At 57.8% G+C, this 13,945-nt stretch carries 12 protein-coding genes and 1 pseudogene; 9 read left to right on the top strand and 4 right to left on the bottom strand.

Going from position 1 to position 13,945, the window contains the following annotated elements; genetic code table 11:
* Positions 1-49 precede the first annotated feature (49 nt).
* From phnG to phnN, 8 genes are read left to right on the top strand one after another with little or no spacing between them, the layout of a single operon-like run.
* A complete protein-coding gene (gene phnG, locus ACZ1HM_RS09215) occupies positions 50-505 on the top strand; it encodes a phosphonate C-P lyase system protein PhnG (RefSeq protein ID WP_472742518.1) in 456 nt (151 codons plus the stop codon).
* On the top strand, positions 505-1,068 hold the full coding sequence (gene phnH, locus ACZ1HM_RS09210) for a phosphonate C-P lyase system protein PhnH (protein ID WP_472742517.1): 564 nt from the start codon (positions 505-507) through the stop codon (positions 1,066-1,068). The genes phnG and phnH overlap by 1 nt, the downstream gene beginning before the upstream one ends.
* On the top strand, positions 1,068-2,156 hold the full coding sequence (locus tag ACZ1HM_RS09205; RefSeq protein ID WP_472742516.1) for a carbon-phosphorus lyase complex subunit: 1,089 nt from the start codon (positions 1,068-1,070) through the stop codon (positions 2,154-2,156). Before phnH ends, ACZ1HM_RS09205 begins: the two co-directional genes overlap by 1 nt.
* Positions 2,153-2,746 carry an HAD family hydrolase gene (locus tag ACZ1HM_RS09200; RefSeq protein ID WP_472742515.1) on the top strand — a complete coding sequence of 198 codons (594 nt, stop codon included), beginning with the start codon at positions 2,153-2,155 and terminating at the stop codon, positions 2,744-2,746. Before ACZ1HM_RS09205 ends, ACZ1HM_RS09200 begins: the two co-directional genes overlap by 4 nt.
* Complete coding sequence (locus ACZ1HM_RS09195) at positions 2,743-3,654, top strand: alpha-D-ribose 1-methylphosphonate 5-phosphate C-P-lyase PhnJ (RefSeq protein ID WP_472742514.1); 912 nt, start codon at positions 2,743-2,745, stop codon at positions 3,652-3,654. The genes ACZ1HM_RS09200 and ACZ1HM_RS09195 overlap by 4 nt, the downstream gene beginning before the upstream one ends.
* Entirely contained in the window at positions 3,651-4,433 is a 783-nt protein-coding gene (gene phnK, locus ACZ1HM_RS09190; RefSeq protein WP_472742513.1) for a phosphonate C-P lyase system protein PhnK, read from the top strand. The genes ACZ1HM_RS09195 and phnK overlap by 4 nt, the downstream gene beginning before the upstream one ends.
* A 3-nt stretch (positions 4,434-4,436) precedes the next feature.
* The gene (gene phnL / locus ACZ1HM_RS09185) at positions 4,437-5,120 is read left to right on the top strand and encodes a phosphonate C-P lyase system protein PhnL (RefSeq protein ID WP_472742512.1); all 684 of its coding nucleotides are present in this window, start codon (positions 4,437-4,439) and stop codon (positions 5,118-5,120) included.
* Entirely contained in the window at positions 5,117-5,662 is a 546-nt protein-coding gene (gene phnN, locus ACZ1HM_RS09180) for a phosphonate metabolism protein/1,5-bisphosphokinase (PRPP-forming) PhnN (RefSeq protein WP_472742511.1), read from the top strand. Before phnL ends, phnN begins: the two co-directional genes overlap by 4 nt.
* Here the strand turns inward: phnN and ACZ1HM_RS09175 are convergent.
* Positions 5,644-6,315, bottom strand: a complete 672-nt coding sequence (locus ACZ1HM_RS09175; protein ID WP_472742510.1) for a DUF1045 domain-containing protein — start codon at positions 6,313-6,315, stop codon at positions 5,644-5,646. The genes phnN and ACZ1HM_RS09175 overlap by 19 nt on opposite strands.
* Here ACZ1HM_RS09175 and ACZ1HM_RS09170 point away from each other — a divergent pair.
* Positions 6,314-7,508 (top strand): annotated as a pseudogene (locus tag ACZ1HM_RS09170) (alpha-D-ribose 1-methylphosphonate 5-triphosphate diphosphatase). The gene ACZ1HM_RS09175 and the pseudogene ACZ1HM_RS09170 sit on opposite strands and share 2 nt — an antisense overlap.
* Positions 7,509-7,519: 11 nt before the next feature.
* Here ACZ1HM_RS09170 and ACZ1HM_RS09165 read toward each other — a convergent pair.
* The 3 genes from ACZ1HM_RS09165 to ACZ1HM_RS09155 all read right to left on the bottom strand — a co-directional run bounded on the left by ACZ1HM_RS09165 (position 7,520) and on the right by ACZ1HM_RS09155 (position 13,943).
* On the bottom strand, positions 7,520-7,726 hold the full coding sequence (locus ACZ1HM_RS09165; protein ID WP_472742509.1) for a hypothetical protein: 207 nt from the start codon (positions 7,724-7,726) through the stop codon (positions 7,520-7,522).
* 693 nt (positions 7,727-8,419) lie between these two features.
* A complete protein-coding gene (locus ACZ1HM_RS09160; protein WP_472742508.1) occupies positions 8,420-9,493 on the bottom strand; it encodes a hypothetical protein in 1,074 nt (357 codons plus the stop codon).
* 481 nt (positions 9,494-9,974) lie between these two features.
* Positions 9,975-13,943, bottom strand: coding sequence for a toprim domain-containing protein (locus tag ACZ1HM_RS09155; protein ID WP_472742507.1), 3,969 nt, complete (start codon positions 13,941-13,943; stop codon positions 9,975-9,977).
* Positions 13,944-13,945: the final 2 nt, after the last annotated feature.

Below are 13,945 nucleotides of genomic sequence, written 5' to 3'. Positions count from 1 at the left end.
AATCTGTTATGATGTGTATAGTTGTATAGGATATGAAGAAGTTGTCGAGATGAAAGACACATTCGACGGAAACGCTGAGCGAAAAGCTTGGATGGGTCTACTTGCCAAGGCGCCGGAGAGCCGCATTGCCGCTTTGCTGGATGCCGCTATGGCGCGACCCGAATTCACATGGCTGCGCGCACCCGAGATCGGCAGCACCATGGTTCGTGGCCGCGCCGGTGGGACGGGCGCTCCGTTCAATATCGGAGAGATGACCGTAACGCGTTGCGCGCTAACACTCACAACCGGTGAAGTAGGCCATGCCTATATCCAAGGCCGCCGCAAGTCTGATGCTGAAGCCGCCGCCCTTGTTGATGCGCTGATGCAGGGGGCAAGTGCCGAGGCGATCCGCAAGGCCGTTCTTGTGCCGCTTGAGGCGGAGCAATCCGCCGCAAAAACCGCCCGTGCCGAAAAGGCCGCGGCGACAAAGGTCGAGTTCTTTACCATGGCGCGGGGAGAAGACTAATGCAAGCAACCGCCCTGGCAGGTGGGTTCGACAATCCCGCCACCCAATCCGCCCACGCGTTCCGCAGTGTTATGGAATCCATGTCGCGCCCCGGCACGGTTCAGGATATTCAGGGTGCCGCACCGCCCGCGCCGCTTTCCGTTGCGGCCGGCACCGTTCTGTTGACCCTTTGCGACACCGACACGCCCGTCTACCTCGCTGGCAAGGTTGACACGGACGATGTCCGCAAGTGGCTGGCCTTTCACACAGGTTCACCGCTGACAGGCCCATCACATGCAATGTTTGCTGTTGGCGACTGGGACGCATTGATGCCTCTCAGCAGCTATCCCATCGGAACACCGGAATACCCCGACCGCTCGACAACCCTGATTGTGGAATGTGCTGAGCTCGAAGCGGCGGGCGCGACGCTGCGCGGACCCGGGATCAAATCCGAGGCCGCGCTGTCCCTGCCAGAAACCCGAGCCTTCCAAAGCAACCGCGCACTGTTTCCGCTCGGGCTCGATTTCATCTTCACCTGTGGCGACAGGTTGGCGGCACTGCCGCGTAGCACGGAGGTCCTCTGATGTATGTGGCTGTAAAAGGTGGCGAGCGAGCAATTGAAAGCGCCCATGCCTGGCTTGCAGAGGAACGCCGTGGCGATACGGATGTTGCCGAACTAAGCATTGCGCAAATCCGTGAACAGCTGAAATTGGCCGTGGATCGCGTGATGGCCGAAGGCTCGCTTTACGATCCTGACCTTGCCGCGCTCGCGATCAAGCAATCGCGCGGTGATCTGATCGAAGCGATCTTTCTGATCCGAGCCTATCGGACGACGTTGCCGCGTTTCGGCGCTTCGGAGCCTGTGGATACGGGTGCGATGGCCTGCGACCGGCGCATATCAGCTACATTCAAGGATTTGCCAGGTGGACAGGTTTTGGGGCCGACCTTTGACTACACGCACCGACTGCTCGATTTCAAACTAGCCGCTGATGGCGAGGTTCCCGAAGCACCGACACGGGAAAGCGTCCCGGGCGATGTGCCCCATGTGACAGAGTTCCTGAACCGCGAAGGCTTGATCGAAGAAGCCCTACATGATGACACGCCGCCGCCCGACCTGACTCGCGAGCCACTGGAGATGCCGGCCGACCGCGCTCTGCGCCTGCAGGCACTGACCCGCGCCGATGAAGGCTTCACGCTTGGTCTCGCCTATTCCACGCAGCGCGGCTATGCGCGGAACCATGCCTTTGTGGGAGAGTTGCGGATTGGGGCGGTTGCCGTTGAAATGGACATCCCCGAGTTGGGCTTTGCCATCGAGATTGGTGAATTGATCCTGACCGAATGTGAAACCGTCAACCAGTTCAAGGGATCAAAGACCGAGCCGCCGCAGTTCACCCGCGGCTATGGACTGGTATTTGGTCAATCCGAGCGCAAGGCGATTTCCATGGCACTCGTTGACCGCGCGCTCCGGTGGGAAGAATTGGGCGAAGACAACGTCCGCGCGCCCGCACAGGATACGGAATTCGTCCTCTACCACGCCGACAATATCCAGGCGACGGGCTTCCTCGAACACATCAAGCTGCCCCACTACGTCGACTTCCAATCCGAATTGGAACTGGTGCGGAAGCTACGACGCGAGGCAGGGGCGGATCGGGTTCAAGAGGCGGCAGAATGAAACACGTTGTCTTTGACATCGGTGCTGTTCTGGTTGAATGGCAACCTGAATTAGCTTGGGCCGACGAACTTGGGCTGGACGGCGCGCACGATTTCATGAGCCGCATAAGCTTTGACAAGATCAATGTTGCCTGCGACGCAGGGGCCAGCTTTGCAAAGGCAAGCAAGCAGATCGCAGACCCGGACGACGCTGCGCGGCTCGAACGGTATGTTGACCTCTATCACTTGACGGTACCAAGCAAGATCACTGGCACGTGGGATTGCCTATACGACCTGAAAGAGCGTGGCATCAGCTTGCATGCCATCACCAACTGGTCCGCTGAAACCTGGCCGGAGGGCCTGAAGGTTCATCCAGAATTGGGCGAGACTTTCGAGACGACGATCGTGTCTGGACAAGTCGGCATGATCAAACCCAGCGTAGCCATCTTCCAACTTCTTTGTGACCGCGCCGGTATTGCCGCGGAGAGTTGCATCTTCATTGACGATGGTTTGCACAATTGTGTCGGCGCTAAGGCTGCCGGGATGGACGCGATCCACTTCACAAATCCTGAAGCGCTCAGAGCCTCCCTAGAGGCAAAGGGGGTCCTATGACCGATCAAGCTTACAACTTCGCCTATCTCGACGAACAGACAAAGCGGATGATCCGCCGCGCGATCCTTAAAGGGCTCGCTATCCCCGGGTATCAGGTGCCCTTTGCCAGCCGCGAGATGCCGATGCCCTATGGCTGGGGGACCGGCGGTGTGCAGGTATCGGCCGCCGTTCTTACGCCAGACGACATATTCAAGGTCATTGACCAGGGTGCCGATGACACGACGAATGCTGTCTCAATCCGCTCGTTCTTTGAACGCACCGCTGGAGTCGAGACCACCACCACGACCTCAGAGGCGAGCGTCATCCAGACCCGCCACCGCATTCCCGAAGAGCCTCTGACCGAGGATCAGATCCTTGTCTATCAGGTGCCGATCCCCGAGCCTCTGCGATTTCTGGAACCGCGTGAGAGCGAGACGCGCAAGATGCACAGCCTTGAAGAATACGGTCTGATGCATGTGAAGCTTTATGAGGATATCAGCCGTCACGGCCACATTGCGACCTCCTACGCCTATCCGGTGAAGGTCGAAGAGCGCTATGTGATGGACCCTTCCCCGATCCCGAAATTCGACAATCCAAAATTGGGCGACATGGCCGCGATCCAGCTTTTTGGCGCGGGGCGCGAACAGCGCATCTACGCGCTGCCGCCCTATACGCAAGTTGTTAGTCTCGACTTCGAAGACCACCCGTTTGAAGCCAGCAAAGCCGATCACGCATGCGGTCTGTGCGGTGCCACGGACAGTTATCTGGATGAAGTGATCACAGATGATCAAGGTGGGCGCATGTTTGTCTGCTCTGATACCGATTATTGCGAAGGGCGCCGCGCAGTAGGTTTTTTCGGCTCAATCTCAGCTGAGAACCAAGGACCCGCCACGATCACCACTCAGCGCAACCTGGAGATCCAAACATGAGCACAGATCTCATTCCACTGTTGTCGGTTCAGGGAATTTCCAAATCCTACGGCGCGCATATCGGCTGCGCGGATGTCTCCTTTGACCTTTATCCCGGCGAAGTCATGGGGATCGTGGGCGAGAGCGGATCGGGCAAGTCGACGCTATTAAACTGCATGGCGGGGCATCTGGCCCCCGACGCCGGACAGGTCGTGTTCGACACCCGCGCTGACGGGCCCAAAGACACCGTTACCATGTCGGAACCCGAACGCCGGATGCTCGGGCGAACCGATTGGGCTTTTGTTCATCAGCACGCCCGTGACGGGCTGCGCATGGGCGTCTCGGCGGGCGGCAATGTCGGCGAGCGGCTGATGGCTGTTGGCGAACGGCATTACGGCGACATTCGCGGTAAGGCGACGGATTGGTTGGAGCGGGTCGAGATTGATGCAGACCGCGTCGATGATCGCCCAACAACCTTTTCCGGCGGCATGCAGCAACGTCTGCAAATTGCCCGCAATCTGGTGACCGGGCCACGTCTGGTCTTCATGGATGAACCCACTGGCGGTCTCGATGTGTCGGTGCAGGCCCGGCTGCTGGACCTGCTGCGCGGATTGGTGCGGGACATGGGCCTGTCGGCGATCATCGTCACCCACGATCTGGCCGTGGTGCGTTTGCTGGCTGACCGGCTGATGGTGATGAAATCGGGCCGTGTGGTCGAGGCGGGTCTGACGGACCAGGTGCTGGATGATCCGCAACACGCCTATTCCCAACTTCTTGTCTCTTCCGTTTTGCAGGTGTGAGCGATGATCGAGCTTAAAGACGTCTCAAAAACCTTCACGCTGCACAATCAGGGCAGCGCTGTGATCGAAGTCATCAACGATGTGTCCTTGTCCGTTGCACCCGGGGAGTGTGTAGCGCTGACCGGAGCGTCAGGTGCGGGTAAATCGACCCTGATGCGGATGATCTACGGCAATTACCTTACACAATCCGGATCTATCCGGATCGGCGATGTGGACATCGTGCAGGCCGAGCCCCGAGAGATCATTGCCCTGCGCCGCGAGGTGCTGGGCTATGTCAGCCAGTTCTTGCGCGTCGTTCCGCGCGTCCCGACGCTAGACGTTGTCGCAGACCCCTTGCGGGCCCTGGGTGTGCCTGCCGAAGATGCGCAAGAAAGAGCGCAAAACTTGCTAGCCCAGCTCAACATCCCACAGCGGCTCTGGTCTCTGTCCCCGACAACCTTTTCTGGAGGCGAGCAGCAACGGGTCAACATCGCGCGCGGTTTTGCCCACGCATATCCCTCTATGCTCTTGGACGAGCCCACGGCAAGTCTGGATGCGACCAACCGCGAAGTTGTGTTGTCCCTGATAAAAGAGGCCAAGGCGCGTGGTGCGGCGATCATTGGCATTTTCCACGACGAGGCTGCACGTGCGCGTGTCTGCGACCGCGAAATCGACGTTAGCGCGTTCACACCGGGACTAGCGGCATGACCGAGGGCCGCCTCATCGCAGTTGTTGGCCCCTCTGGTGTGGGAAAGGACAGCGTGATGCAAGGCGTGGCTGAGGTCATGCCGAAACTACATCTTGTCCGACGTGTTATCACGCGCGCTCCGGGTCTGGGCGGCGAGGACTACGACGCTGTTTCCGAGGCGCAGTTTCAGGATCTCGTCAGCGACGATGCATTCGCCGTTCATTGGGGTGCGCATGGGCTATTCTATGGCATTCCGCAAACAGTGAGATACCAATTGAACAAGGGTACCGACTGCCTTGCCAACTTCTCGCGGAAAGCGCTTCAGGCAGGTGCGGATGCATTCCCCAACTTCGTCGTTCTGAACATCACGGCCGAGCCCGAGACTTTGGCTGCCCGGTTGGCAGGACGCGGCCGCGAGTCGGAGGCCGATATTGCCAGACGGCTCGCGGAGGCGACGAAGCCACTACCGGCAGATGTGGATGTCATCACGCTGTCCAATGACGGGCCGCTGAATCAGACCATTGCGCGTGCGGCTCAGCTGCTTCAGCCGGTGAGCGTATAGCGATGGATCAGTTCAAAGCGCCCATCCTGCCGTTCGCCGCAAAGCGCGATCTGGTCAATCACGAAGGGTGTGGGCAAATCCGGCAGGTGGCCCTGCAGCGTATCCGTCCAACCGCTCAAACCCTCGGCGGGCAATCGCCCCGAGAGGGTCAGATGAAACCGAAACTCTTCGAAAACATAAGGGTAGCCCCACTGCGCCAGCAGCGTTTCTTGCCGGGGGTTCAGACCCGCCTTGCGGCGACGCGCAAGCTCTGCTTCGCTCGCAGGCGCGCGAAACCCGTCGAGGTCACGCACGCAGGCCTCAGCGACACGTTGCAAGCCATCCAGTGGCCCAAACGGCGTGAGCGCCAGAAATCGACCCAACTGCGTCAATTTCAATCCGTTACAAGCTGCAGGAGAAAGCGTACCCGCCAAGCCGGACACAGCCGCTTCAAGAGCCTCAAGCGTTTGACCCTCTTTCAAGCGGAAAGGCGGTTTCAGGGTTCCGTGAAAGCCATATTTGCGTGGTGTCATCGTGATGTCATGCAAACCCGGCACATCGAATTGCGACACCTCACGGCCTGTCACAACATCCCAGCCCAGCCATTTCGCGCCGAAATCGGCGAGTGGGCCATCGGGCGGCACATAGTAAATTGCGAAACGAGCGTATGACATGAATTCCCCTTTTCCTGCATCGTCTTTGACAAACGCATGTGACACCCAAGTGTCAGCAGACCTATGTCTTGCCAATGCCCAGCTTGTTTTACCAGATCAGGTCATGCTTGGGTCGATCACAATCGAAGCAGGCATAATTTCGGAAATCAGGGAAGGGGACAGCAACCCGTCAGGCGCAGTGGATTGCGGTGGTGATCTGGTTCTTCCTCGGGCTTGTGGAGTTGCACACCGACAATGTCGAGCGCCACATCGAGCCGCGCCCCGAGGTCGATTGGCCCCATCTGCCTGCGCTTCTGGCCCATGATGCAGAACTGGCCTCTACCGGGATCACAACGGTATTTGATGCTATGCGCGTCGGGTCCATCCATTCAGGCAAAGGCCGCTACATCGACTATGCCCGCAAACTGGCCGACGAGCTCTTGGCCGCGCGCGCGGAAGGTATGTTCAAGATCAGCCACTTCCTTCACCTGCGCGCCGAGATCTGCTCTGAGACGTTGCTTGAAGAATTGGCCGCCTTTGGCGCGCAAGATCGCGTCGGTATTGTCAGCCTGATGGATCACACACCCGGACAACGGCAGTTCCGTGACCTGACGGCGCTCAAGACCTATGTCGCCAAGAAGCGCGGTATGAACGATGCCGAATTTGCCGAGCATGTCCAAAACCTGCTTGGCCTCCAAGAGCGGTTCGGTGCCAAGCACGAAAAGGGCGCGGTTTCAGAAGCAACGCGTCTGGGTGCCGTTTTGGCCAGCCATGATGACACAACGGCAGAGCATGTCGCAATATCAGCCACCAACGGCGTTGGATTTGCCGAATTCCCAACAACGGTCGAGGCCGCACAGGCCTGCCGAGAACACGGTATCGCCGTGATGATGGGTGCGCCGAACCTAATCAGAGGTGGATCACACTCGGGCAATGTCGCGGCTGAGGAGTTGGCGAAACAGGGCCTTTTGGATGTCGTTTCATCCGACTACGTCCCTTCAGCGCTACTGCTTTCTGCCTTCCGTCTCGCTCAAATTTGGGATGATCTGCCGCGCGCGGTTGCAACTGTGACCCGCAACCCGGCCCAAGCTGCACGCCTTGATGATCGCGGCGTGCTACAAGTCGGGATGCGGGGAGATGTGCTTCGGGTTCGCCAAACCGAAGCGGCGCCCCTTCTGCGTGGGGTGTGGAGCCAAGGAACAAAAATTGGTTGAGCAGGGTGTCGTCACTCTGAGTACAGTTTTGATCGCGCAAACAGCCATCGGGTAATCTCTGCTTCAGAAGCCCCCGAATACTCAGCTGCCTCGTTCGGGTCGAACCTATCTTTGGCGACGTCAAACAATCTGGGCGATTTTCGCCCTTTCGGCTTGAACCAGATGGCAGCAATGGCGTTTCTGCCGTCGGTCTCGGCGACGTAGTGCGTGATGTTCATGGCAAGCAGCTTTGTAGCAGTTTAATGAAGATTAACCGCGTTCAGGCTGCATGCCAACGGCAGATCGTTGATGCCAATTTTTGCTTAGTTTTTCGGATCTAAACCCAATCGGATCGATTGAAATCCGAAGCGATGCGTCGCGAATCGACCTATTGTTTGAAGGTCGTGTTCACTCCACCAAGCTGAGGCCTTTTAGATAGGCAAAGCCCTGAGGGATGTCTGATTTGCGACGAAGCTCCAGCACCAGATGCGGATCGGATGTGCATTCTGACAGTACGTGGAACACCTCTAGCCAATGAGTTGCGCAACCGGTTGTGCAAATTCAGCGTTTAAGCGGTCATATGTTCACTATTTCTTTAACCCGATGGTCGACGAACAAATTTGGTGTTTTCGAAGCGCTACATAAGCAGTCTTATCAGATTCCGACTTGTTAGAATCCGACGAAACGAGATCAGACTTGTTGACCTTGCCCGAAACTCAAACGCAACTTGGCAACGAAGGTCCGCTCTTGTGAACTTGAAAATTGCCCTTTGTACCCGCAGCGAATGACCGGTTTCCGCCCTTCCTGAATGGCACGCATGTGCTGCCTTCAGTTCCAGCTAGGCAAACAAATAGAACACGCCCTCCCTGCAATGCAGCGCAGGCATCCATTGATGTGTGGCTTGCGCTGCGTTTAAAGAGTTCGGGGGGCAGCTAGAGTTCAGGCTTTATGCCTTCTCTCTTAAACAACCACGCGGCGTACCCTTGCCCTTGAGCGCCGGGGGAATGCTTGTCAGGTTCTTGGCTTAACTGCCCGGCCAGCGCCATCGACACAAAGTCGTAATAGCTTAGATCGCTCCGGTTGCTGGTGACGCAAAAGCTGATCCAGCCTGCAAGCGGGTGGCCCTTATGACGGTGCAAGACATAGCCGTGCCAGCTTTCGGGCGTGCCAGCGTCTGCGCCTTCATCTTTGAACATCCCCAAAAGTGTTTCTGCGCTCCAGTCACCGCCCATCGGATAAACGCCGGGTAGCTTGTCGCTGTTGGGCTTCTGCCGCGCCTTCTCAATGTCATCAGTGCTCATTGGCCCCAACAGCGGGTTGTAACGCAGTGTGATAGCCCGTGGCCCCACCTGAAGGCTTGCACTCTGATCGGGATTAGGCGCGCATGGCTTTGGGGTGCCTGGGGGCATGATGCGGGATTGCTCAAATTCCATCGCCACCTGCATCGCCTTTGATGTCCACGCAACGCTGTCAGGCCCCGCCCAATCGTTCGATGCTTTGGATGGGACAAGCAAACCCAACTCGCGCGCTGCAGCTTTCACGGCAGCGGCAATCTGTTTATCAGACGGCACCTGGCCCTCTTTCTTTGGCACGGCCTCAAGGGCTTTGGCTGCCATCAAATCGACACGTGCCTTGGCGGAATACCCCCCGACATTGATGATATCTTCTGCCGCCGCGCGTTGATCGGCTGCCAGATCGCCCTTCATGGCCTTACGACATTTCCCAATGTCTGAGACCACCAAATGCACCGCTGCCAGTGTGAACGGTGCGAGCGGGTCGGCGCTTTCGGTCAATGCGTTCAAGCGCTGGTGCGCTTCGAGCGTCCGTTCGGCCAAATCAGCAAGTTGACCTGGTGCGGTGTTTCGGCCCCTATCACCCAGAAGCCCTTGGCACTCAGCGATGGGCTGGACCCGTTCCACCAGTGCGTCGACAGCATCCGTTTCCTGCGTGCCAGTCTCAAAGACGAGTTCGAAGATGCGGTACAACGCTGCATGGATCGTACTCATGTTTTCTCTCACCTCCTTTGCGTATTCGTTGGGAAACGGCGACCCAAGCCCAACGTCAAAGCCAAGGGCCTGCGCTAGCTGTGTGCGGATTTGCGAGTCGAATGGCACACGGGGTTTTTCATTCAAGATGTTTTCGAAGTTTCTGCTCATAGCAATATTTCCTCATTTAGGATTTCTACTTTTAGTCCCCGCCGCCCTCTTAGCGGTCAGGGATGACGAGCCTTGGAGCCCGTCAACATATTGTCGGCACAAGGTGGGGGTGCCCTAATCGCCATGAAAACAAAGGGTTTAGGCGGTGTGTAGGAATCCTCTGACGGGCGGGTCAGGGTTAAATTTGGAAAATCTAAGATAGGTATGTTGTTGGGGGTGGTGTGGGGCGTGGTTTTACCCGCCGCGCCGCCACGTCTTGGAATGTCTACACGGAAAGGGGTTAGGTTTCCTACGCTGCCAAGGCTTAGAAAACCTAAATTCTGCATCGGGGTCATGTCACACCCCCGTCATTCTTAGAAAATCTAAAGCACCTGATGATTTCTGCAGACGAGCCAATTCTATGTTTTATGATTTCTATGGCGTTGAAGTCTGTGGAGGCAGCAACCCAGGCTGTGACTTTTCGGGGCTGTGGGTGAGCAGCTGTGCTCTCTTGCTTGTAATCAACTGAAAAGACTGAAAGACTAGATTTCTTATGCTCAGCAAGTTTGGCCGAACTTCCTATAAATATAGTATATAGGGTTTCCGGCCAATCTTTGCCCTCAGCCTTGCCCAGCTCTAAAGCCGCAAAAACCCTCGCCCTTTCACGGCGTGCGCGCCCTGCATCTTCAGGGTTTGCGCTTGTCTGATCCTTCCATGCCGGGGCTAATTCTTTGAATACATCCTTGACGGTGGAACGTCCTCCCCAGATTAGCTCAGCACCTTCGTGCTGGGACACGTATTGCTGATCAAGCCGCCATGCCTCAGATGGAGAGTGCGGTAGAAACCCAAAACGCCGGACAAACCTTTCCAGCGCGGACCCAGCATTGAGCGCATCTCTGTAATCGATCACGACATCCGGCGTGCAGATGGGCGTGTTGCCAAAGCCGACGATCAGCTTGCTGTCGTCTTCTGCGTTGATCGGGCGAATACGCTCTGCAGTCTGAACCAGCTCTGCATCTTCAAGCTGCTCACGGATCGCTTCAACAAGTGGGCATGGATGGTAAGCCTGATTGACTTCAAGAGCCACGCCGCGCCTGTCTACGATTGTGGCTTTGCGGGTGGGCAAGCTTGAGTCTGCAGGTATCTCCGCGATGGGTTGCCCCTTCTGAGCTGCGAAGGCCCGCGCCGAGTCCTCCAGTGCATCCACCGGCAACGCGAACCTTCCTACTGTTACAACCGTGCGGAAATCTTGAAAGTCGTTCCTCCCGCGTAAGTTGTTGAAGTGTGCCCCCACGACATGCCACTGCGACAATTCCTCTGGGGGTGCCCACAGCCCTGTCGTGACATCGTGAACAAACCCAAGCCCCTGCAGCGCCGGGATGGTCGCGACCAGCAGCAGAGATCCACGCGAGGCGAGCGCCGCTACCGTGTCCTTGACCAGGCCTCGCGCTCTGTCGCCGTCGCTTGCCAGCAGCCTGCTATTGGAGAAGCTCTTGTTCGCGATCTGCAGCACCGTGGCCCGACGTTGCACATCGTGCTCGCGGACCCTCATGGGGCCCAGCACGGCTTCTGTAAGGTCTGCGTTCGCGGTAGCGTCAAGCACTTGCGTCGGGCGGTCCATGTACCGGGCTTCTTTCTGCCGCCACACATGCACGCACTGACTGCTCTCCCCGGCTTCAGCCCGCACGGCAATCGTCTCCTGCGCCCCGTGCACCAACTCCGTCTGCAGCGCCTCTATGAGCGTCAGGAACCGATAGACGCGCCCAGCATCCTCTCTGTCCAAGAAATCATCCCAGCGCTTCGCCAGCGATTCCACAGGCTCGTTGGGTGCCCGTACGGGTAGCCCTGACCCCTGACACGCCCGCAACGCCCCAGAGGCAGCCTGTAGGCCCTCCATGGTCACTCCGTACCCCCTGAGCGTCGTAACGCTCGCAGAGGCGCTCCCTGAGCGCGGGATGAACTTCTCGCGGCCCTTGGTTGCCCCTACCCTTGCTTTGGCTTCCTGCCACGCTGCCTGTGCATCGCTCAGCGCCGCTGTGAGCACGTCCTTCAAGATCGGTACAAGGGGCTCAACAAAAGCCACGAGATCAGCGACCAAGTCCGCCTGCCGTTCAGCGGGCATACCCAGCGGCAATGTCGGGGCGGCAATGTCTTCAAGCGTCAGTCGGATGTGCTCGACAGCTGAACCGTGACAGGCTTCGTCAATGACCACGGCATCCACGGATACACTGCCAGGCAAAGGTAGAAACCCATAGCTATGCGAAGCAAAGATCATCGCGCCATCAGGGCTCCGCACAGCCTCCTTCAGCTCAGCCTCCTGAGACAGGAAGCCATCGATCTTGCAATGGCCAGAGTGCGGGCACTTTCCGCAAACATCCCGCAAGACGTGCAGACCCTTTTCGCCAGCCTTGCCAGCTTGCGCGAACATCCGGCAATTCTCAGCATTGCGGCCCTCAACCAGCACCGCGCGCGGGGATGGGCAGCTCACATCCCATGACGCCTGCGCTGCGACATACGCATCCCGGGATTCAGCAGCCTTCAACAACGTGGGGGAAAGCCCCAGAATAACGCCGCCCGCACCCGCAATATGGACGGCACCTGCCTGACCTTTGCGGCCAAAGAAGGCTGTGGTCTTGCCCAAACCGGCCGGAAATTTGGTAAGCTCGCGATCTTCAGGGCTAAACGTGATCGCGGCATGTCGAACCGTTGGCAGCCTTTTCAATCCGTACTTCTTTTGGACCCTCTTGCGCGCAAGGCGGCGCTGCCGGTGCATCTCCCGCTTGGTGATCTCTCCATCTTCGAGCTTCTTGCTCAGCTCTTCGTAAACGCGGCCCAACTCTCTTGACGGTGCGCGATGCGCAATCGCGCGCGCCACCCACGAAATTGCAGAGTCGAGCATGTTTGCGCGGGCTTGCGTTTTGGATTCCTCGCGCTCCACCTCAGGCTGTTTGACCCGGTGCGGTAGATCGATCGCTGCGGAAATTGGTGAGGGTGCCGGCTCATGGAAATCAAGCTGTGGCATCAGTGCGGCCTTCGCCGCAACCCAGCCTTCAGACTTCAAAACGTCGAGCCAATCCCCGCCACATTTAGTGGTGGGTGGATGCAGCACAGCCGAGGTCAGACCCATAGAGATTGCGTGCCCGATATTGGTGATCAGTGACTTTGCACCGCTTGAGCCTGGCTCATCATGCTCAGCAGCGATTCCGACACGCACATCTTCGGGAACCACCACAAACGCGCTGCGAAAGTTTGATATCGATAGCACGGCCCAGCACTCATGGCCGGTCATGCTCCACATCGCTAAGGCGGTTTCTGGGCCTTCAGCGATTAAGACCGTCCGCTTGTCGTCGCCCTCCTTGGCCGGGAAACGCACCGGAAACCCACCACTTGATGCAAAGCTCCACTTTGCTTTGAGCGCACCCAGTTTGGCCTTGTTTCCAAACGCATCAAGCAAGACTCTTTGCCCGCCTCTGACAGTGCCAAACTCATCAGAGCACCAAAAAACAACGCTTGCATATTCGGTCCAGCTCGGCGCGTGGGGCACGCCTGTCAATGCGTGGGCCGGGATGAATCCTGCTGTGATGTTTGGTGGAAGCTCATGGATTCCGCGGCTCCGTAAGTAGATCTCACCAATCGTGTCAGCCAGTGGTATGGTGCGGCTTTGCACGGCAGCGACGGTCGCGGCTCTCTCAGCGGCCTCATGCTTCTCGGCTTCCTGATCAGCGCGCTTTTTCGCAGCCATACGGGCCAATTCGCTGTCAATCTGTTCTTGGTTGCGCTTGCCGCCGTCTACGCCAAGGAAGTCACCCAATGATTTTAGGGTTTCACCGAATTGGGTGCTGAGATTATAGCCCTCGTGATAGGCCCACATTGCAATGACGCCGCCATACTCATTGGTCTTGAAATTATACCATCTCCCAGCCTTAGATCCGCTGAGTTTGACAGAGATAAAGCTGTCGCCTTTGACTCTCCCGAAGCGTATGAGATCGTTCCCACGCGAAAGAACTCGCAGGCCATTTGCCATGAACACGTACTCGGCCAACCATTCAATCCGAAGGAGGGCTTCGTTTATGACGCGGCTTTTGAAATCTTCACGATCCGCGTTTGTGACGGTGTGAGCCTTCGCAGCTTCGGCTTCGATGTTCTTGCGCGCGGGTTCATTGAAGATAAAGCTCGTGCCTATGTACCGGCCTTCTGCGTCGAAGTGGGGGATCGTCTCGAAGACTGGCTCTGCGCTGGCATCAGCCCGCCGTTTGGCGTCCAGTGCGCGCGCCCGCTGAGACAGGTCATACTCCAGCAAGTCCCCAAGGTCAGCCGCCATTA

The organism is Sulfitobacter sp. GN1-4 (assembly GCF_055693825.1).
This window is presented reverse-complemented; position numbering and strand designations above follow the sequence as displayed.

Bases quoted from the DNA above. Each gene is read 5' to 3' on its own strand.
- phnG (WP_472742518.1), top strand. From the start codon at position 50: ATGAAAGACACATTCGACGGAAACGCTGAGCGAAAAGCTTGGATGGGT.
- phnH (WP_472742517.1), top strand. From the start codon at position 505: ATGCAAGCAACCGCCCTGGCAGGTGGGTTCGACAATCCCGCCACCCAA.
- ACZ1HM_RS09205 (WP_472742516.1), top strand. From the start codon at position 1,068: ATGTATGTGGCTGTAAAAGGTGGCGAGCGAGCAATTGAAAGCGCCCAT.
- ACZ1HM_RS09200 (WP_472742515.1), top strand. From the start codon at position 2,153: ATGAAACACGTTGTCTTTGACATCGGTGCTGTTCTGGTTGAATGGCAA.
- ACZ1HM_RS09195 (WP_472742514.1), top strand. From the start codon at position 2,743: ATGACCGATCAAGCTTACAACTTCGCCTATCTCGACGAACAGACAAAG.
- phnK (WP_472742513.1), top strand. From the start codon at position 3,651: ATGAGCACAGATCTCATTCCACTGTTGTCGGTTCAGGGAATTTCCAAA.
- phnL (WP_472742512.1), top strand. From the start codon at position 4,437: ATGATCGAGCTTAAAGACGTCTCAAAAACCTTCACGCTGCACAATCAG.
- phnN (WP_472742511.1), top strand. From the start codon at position 5,117: ATGACCGAGGGCCGCCTCATCGCAGTTGTTGGCCCCTCTGGTGTGGGA.
- ACZ1HM_RS09175 (WP_472742510.1), bottom strand. From the start codon at position 6,315: ATGTCATACGCTCGTTTCGCAATTTACTATGTGCCGCCCGATGGCCCA.
- ACZ1HM_RS09165 (WP_472742509.1), bottom strand. From the start codon at position 7,726: ATGAACATCACGCACTACGTCGCCGAGACCGACGGCAGAAACGCCATT.
- ACZ1HM_RS09160 (WP_472742508.1), bottom strand. From the start codon at position 9,493: ATGAGTACGATCCATGCAGCGTTGTACCGCATCTTCGAACTCGTCTTT.
- ACZ1HM_RS09155 (WP_472742507.1), bottom strand. From the start codon at position 13,943: ATGGCGGCTGACCTTGGGGACTTGCTGGAGTATGACCTGTCTCAGCGG.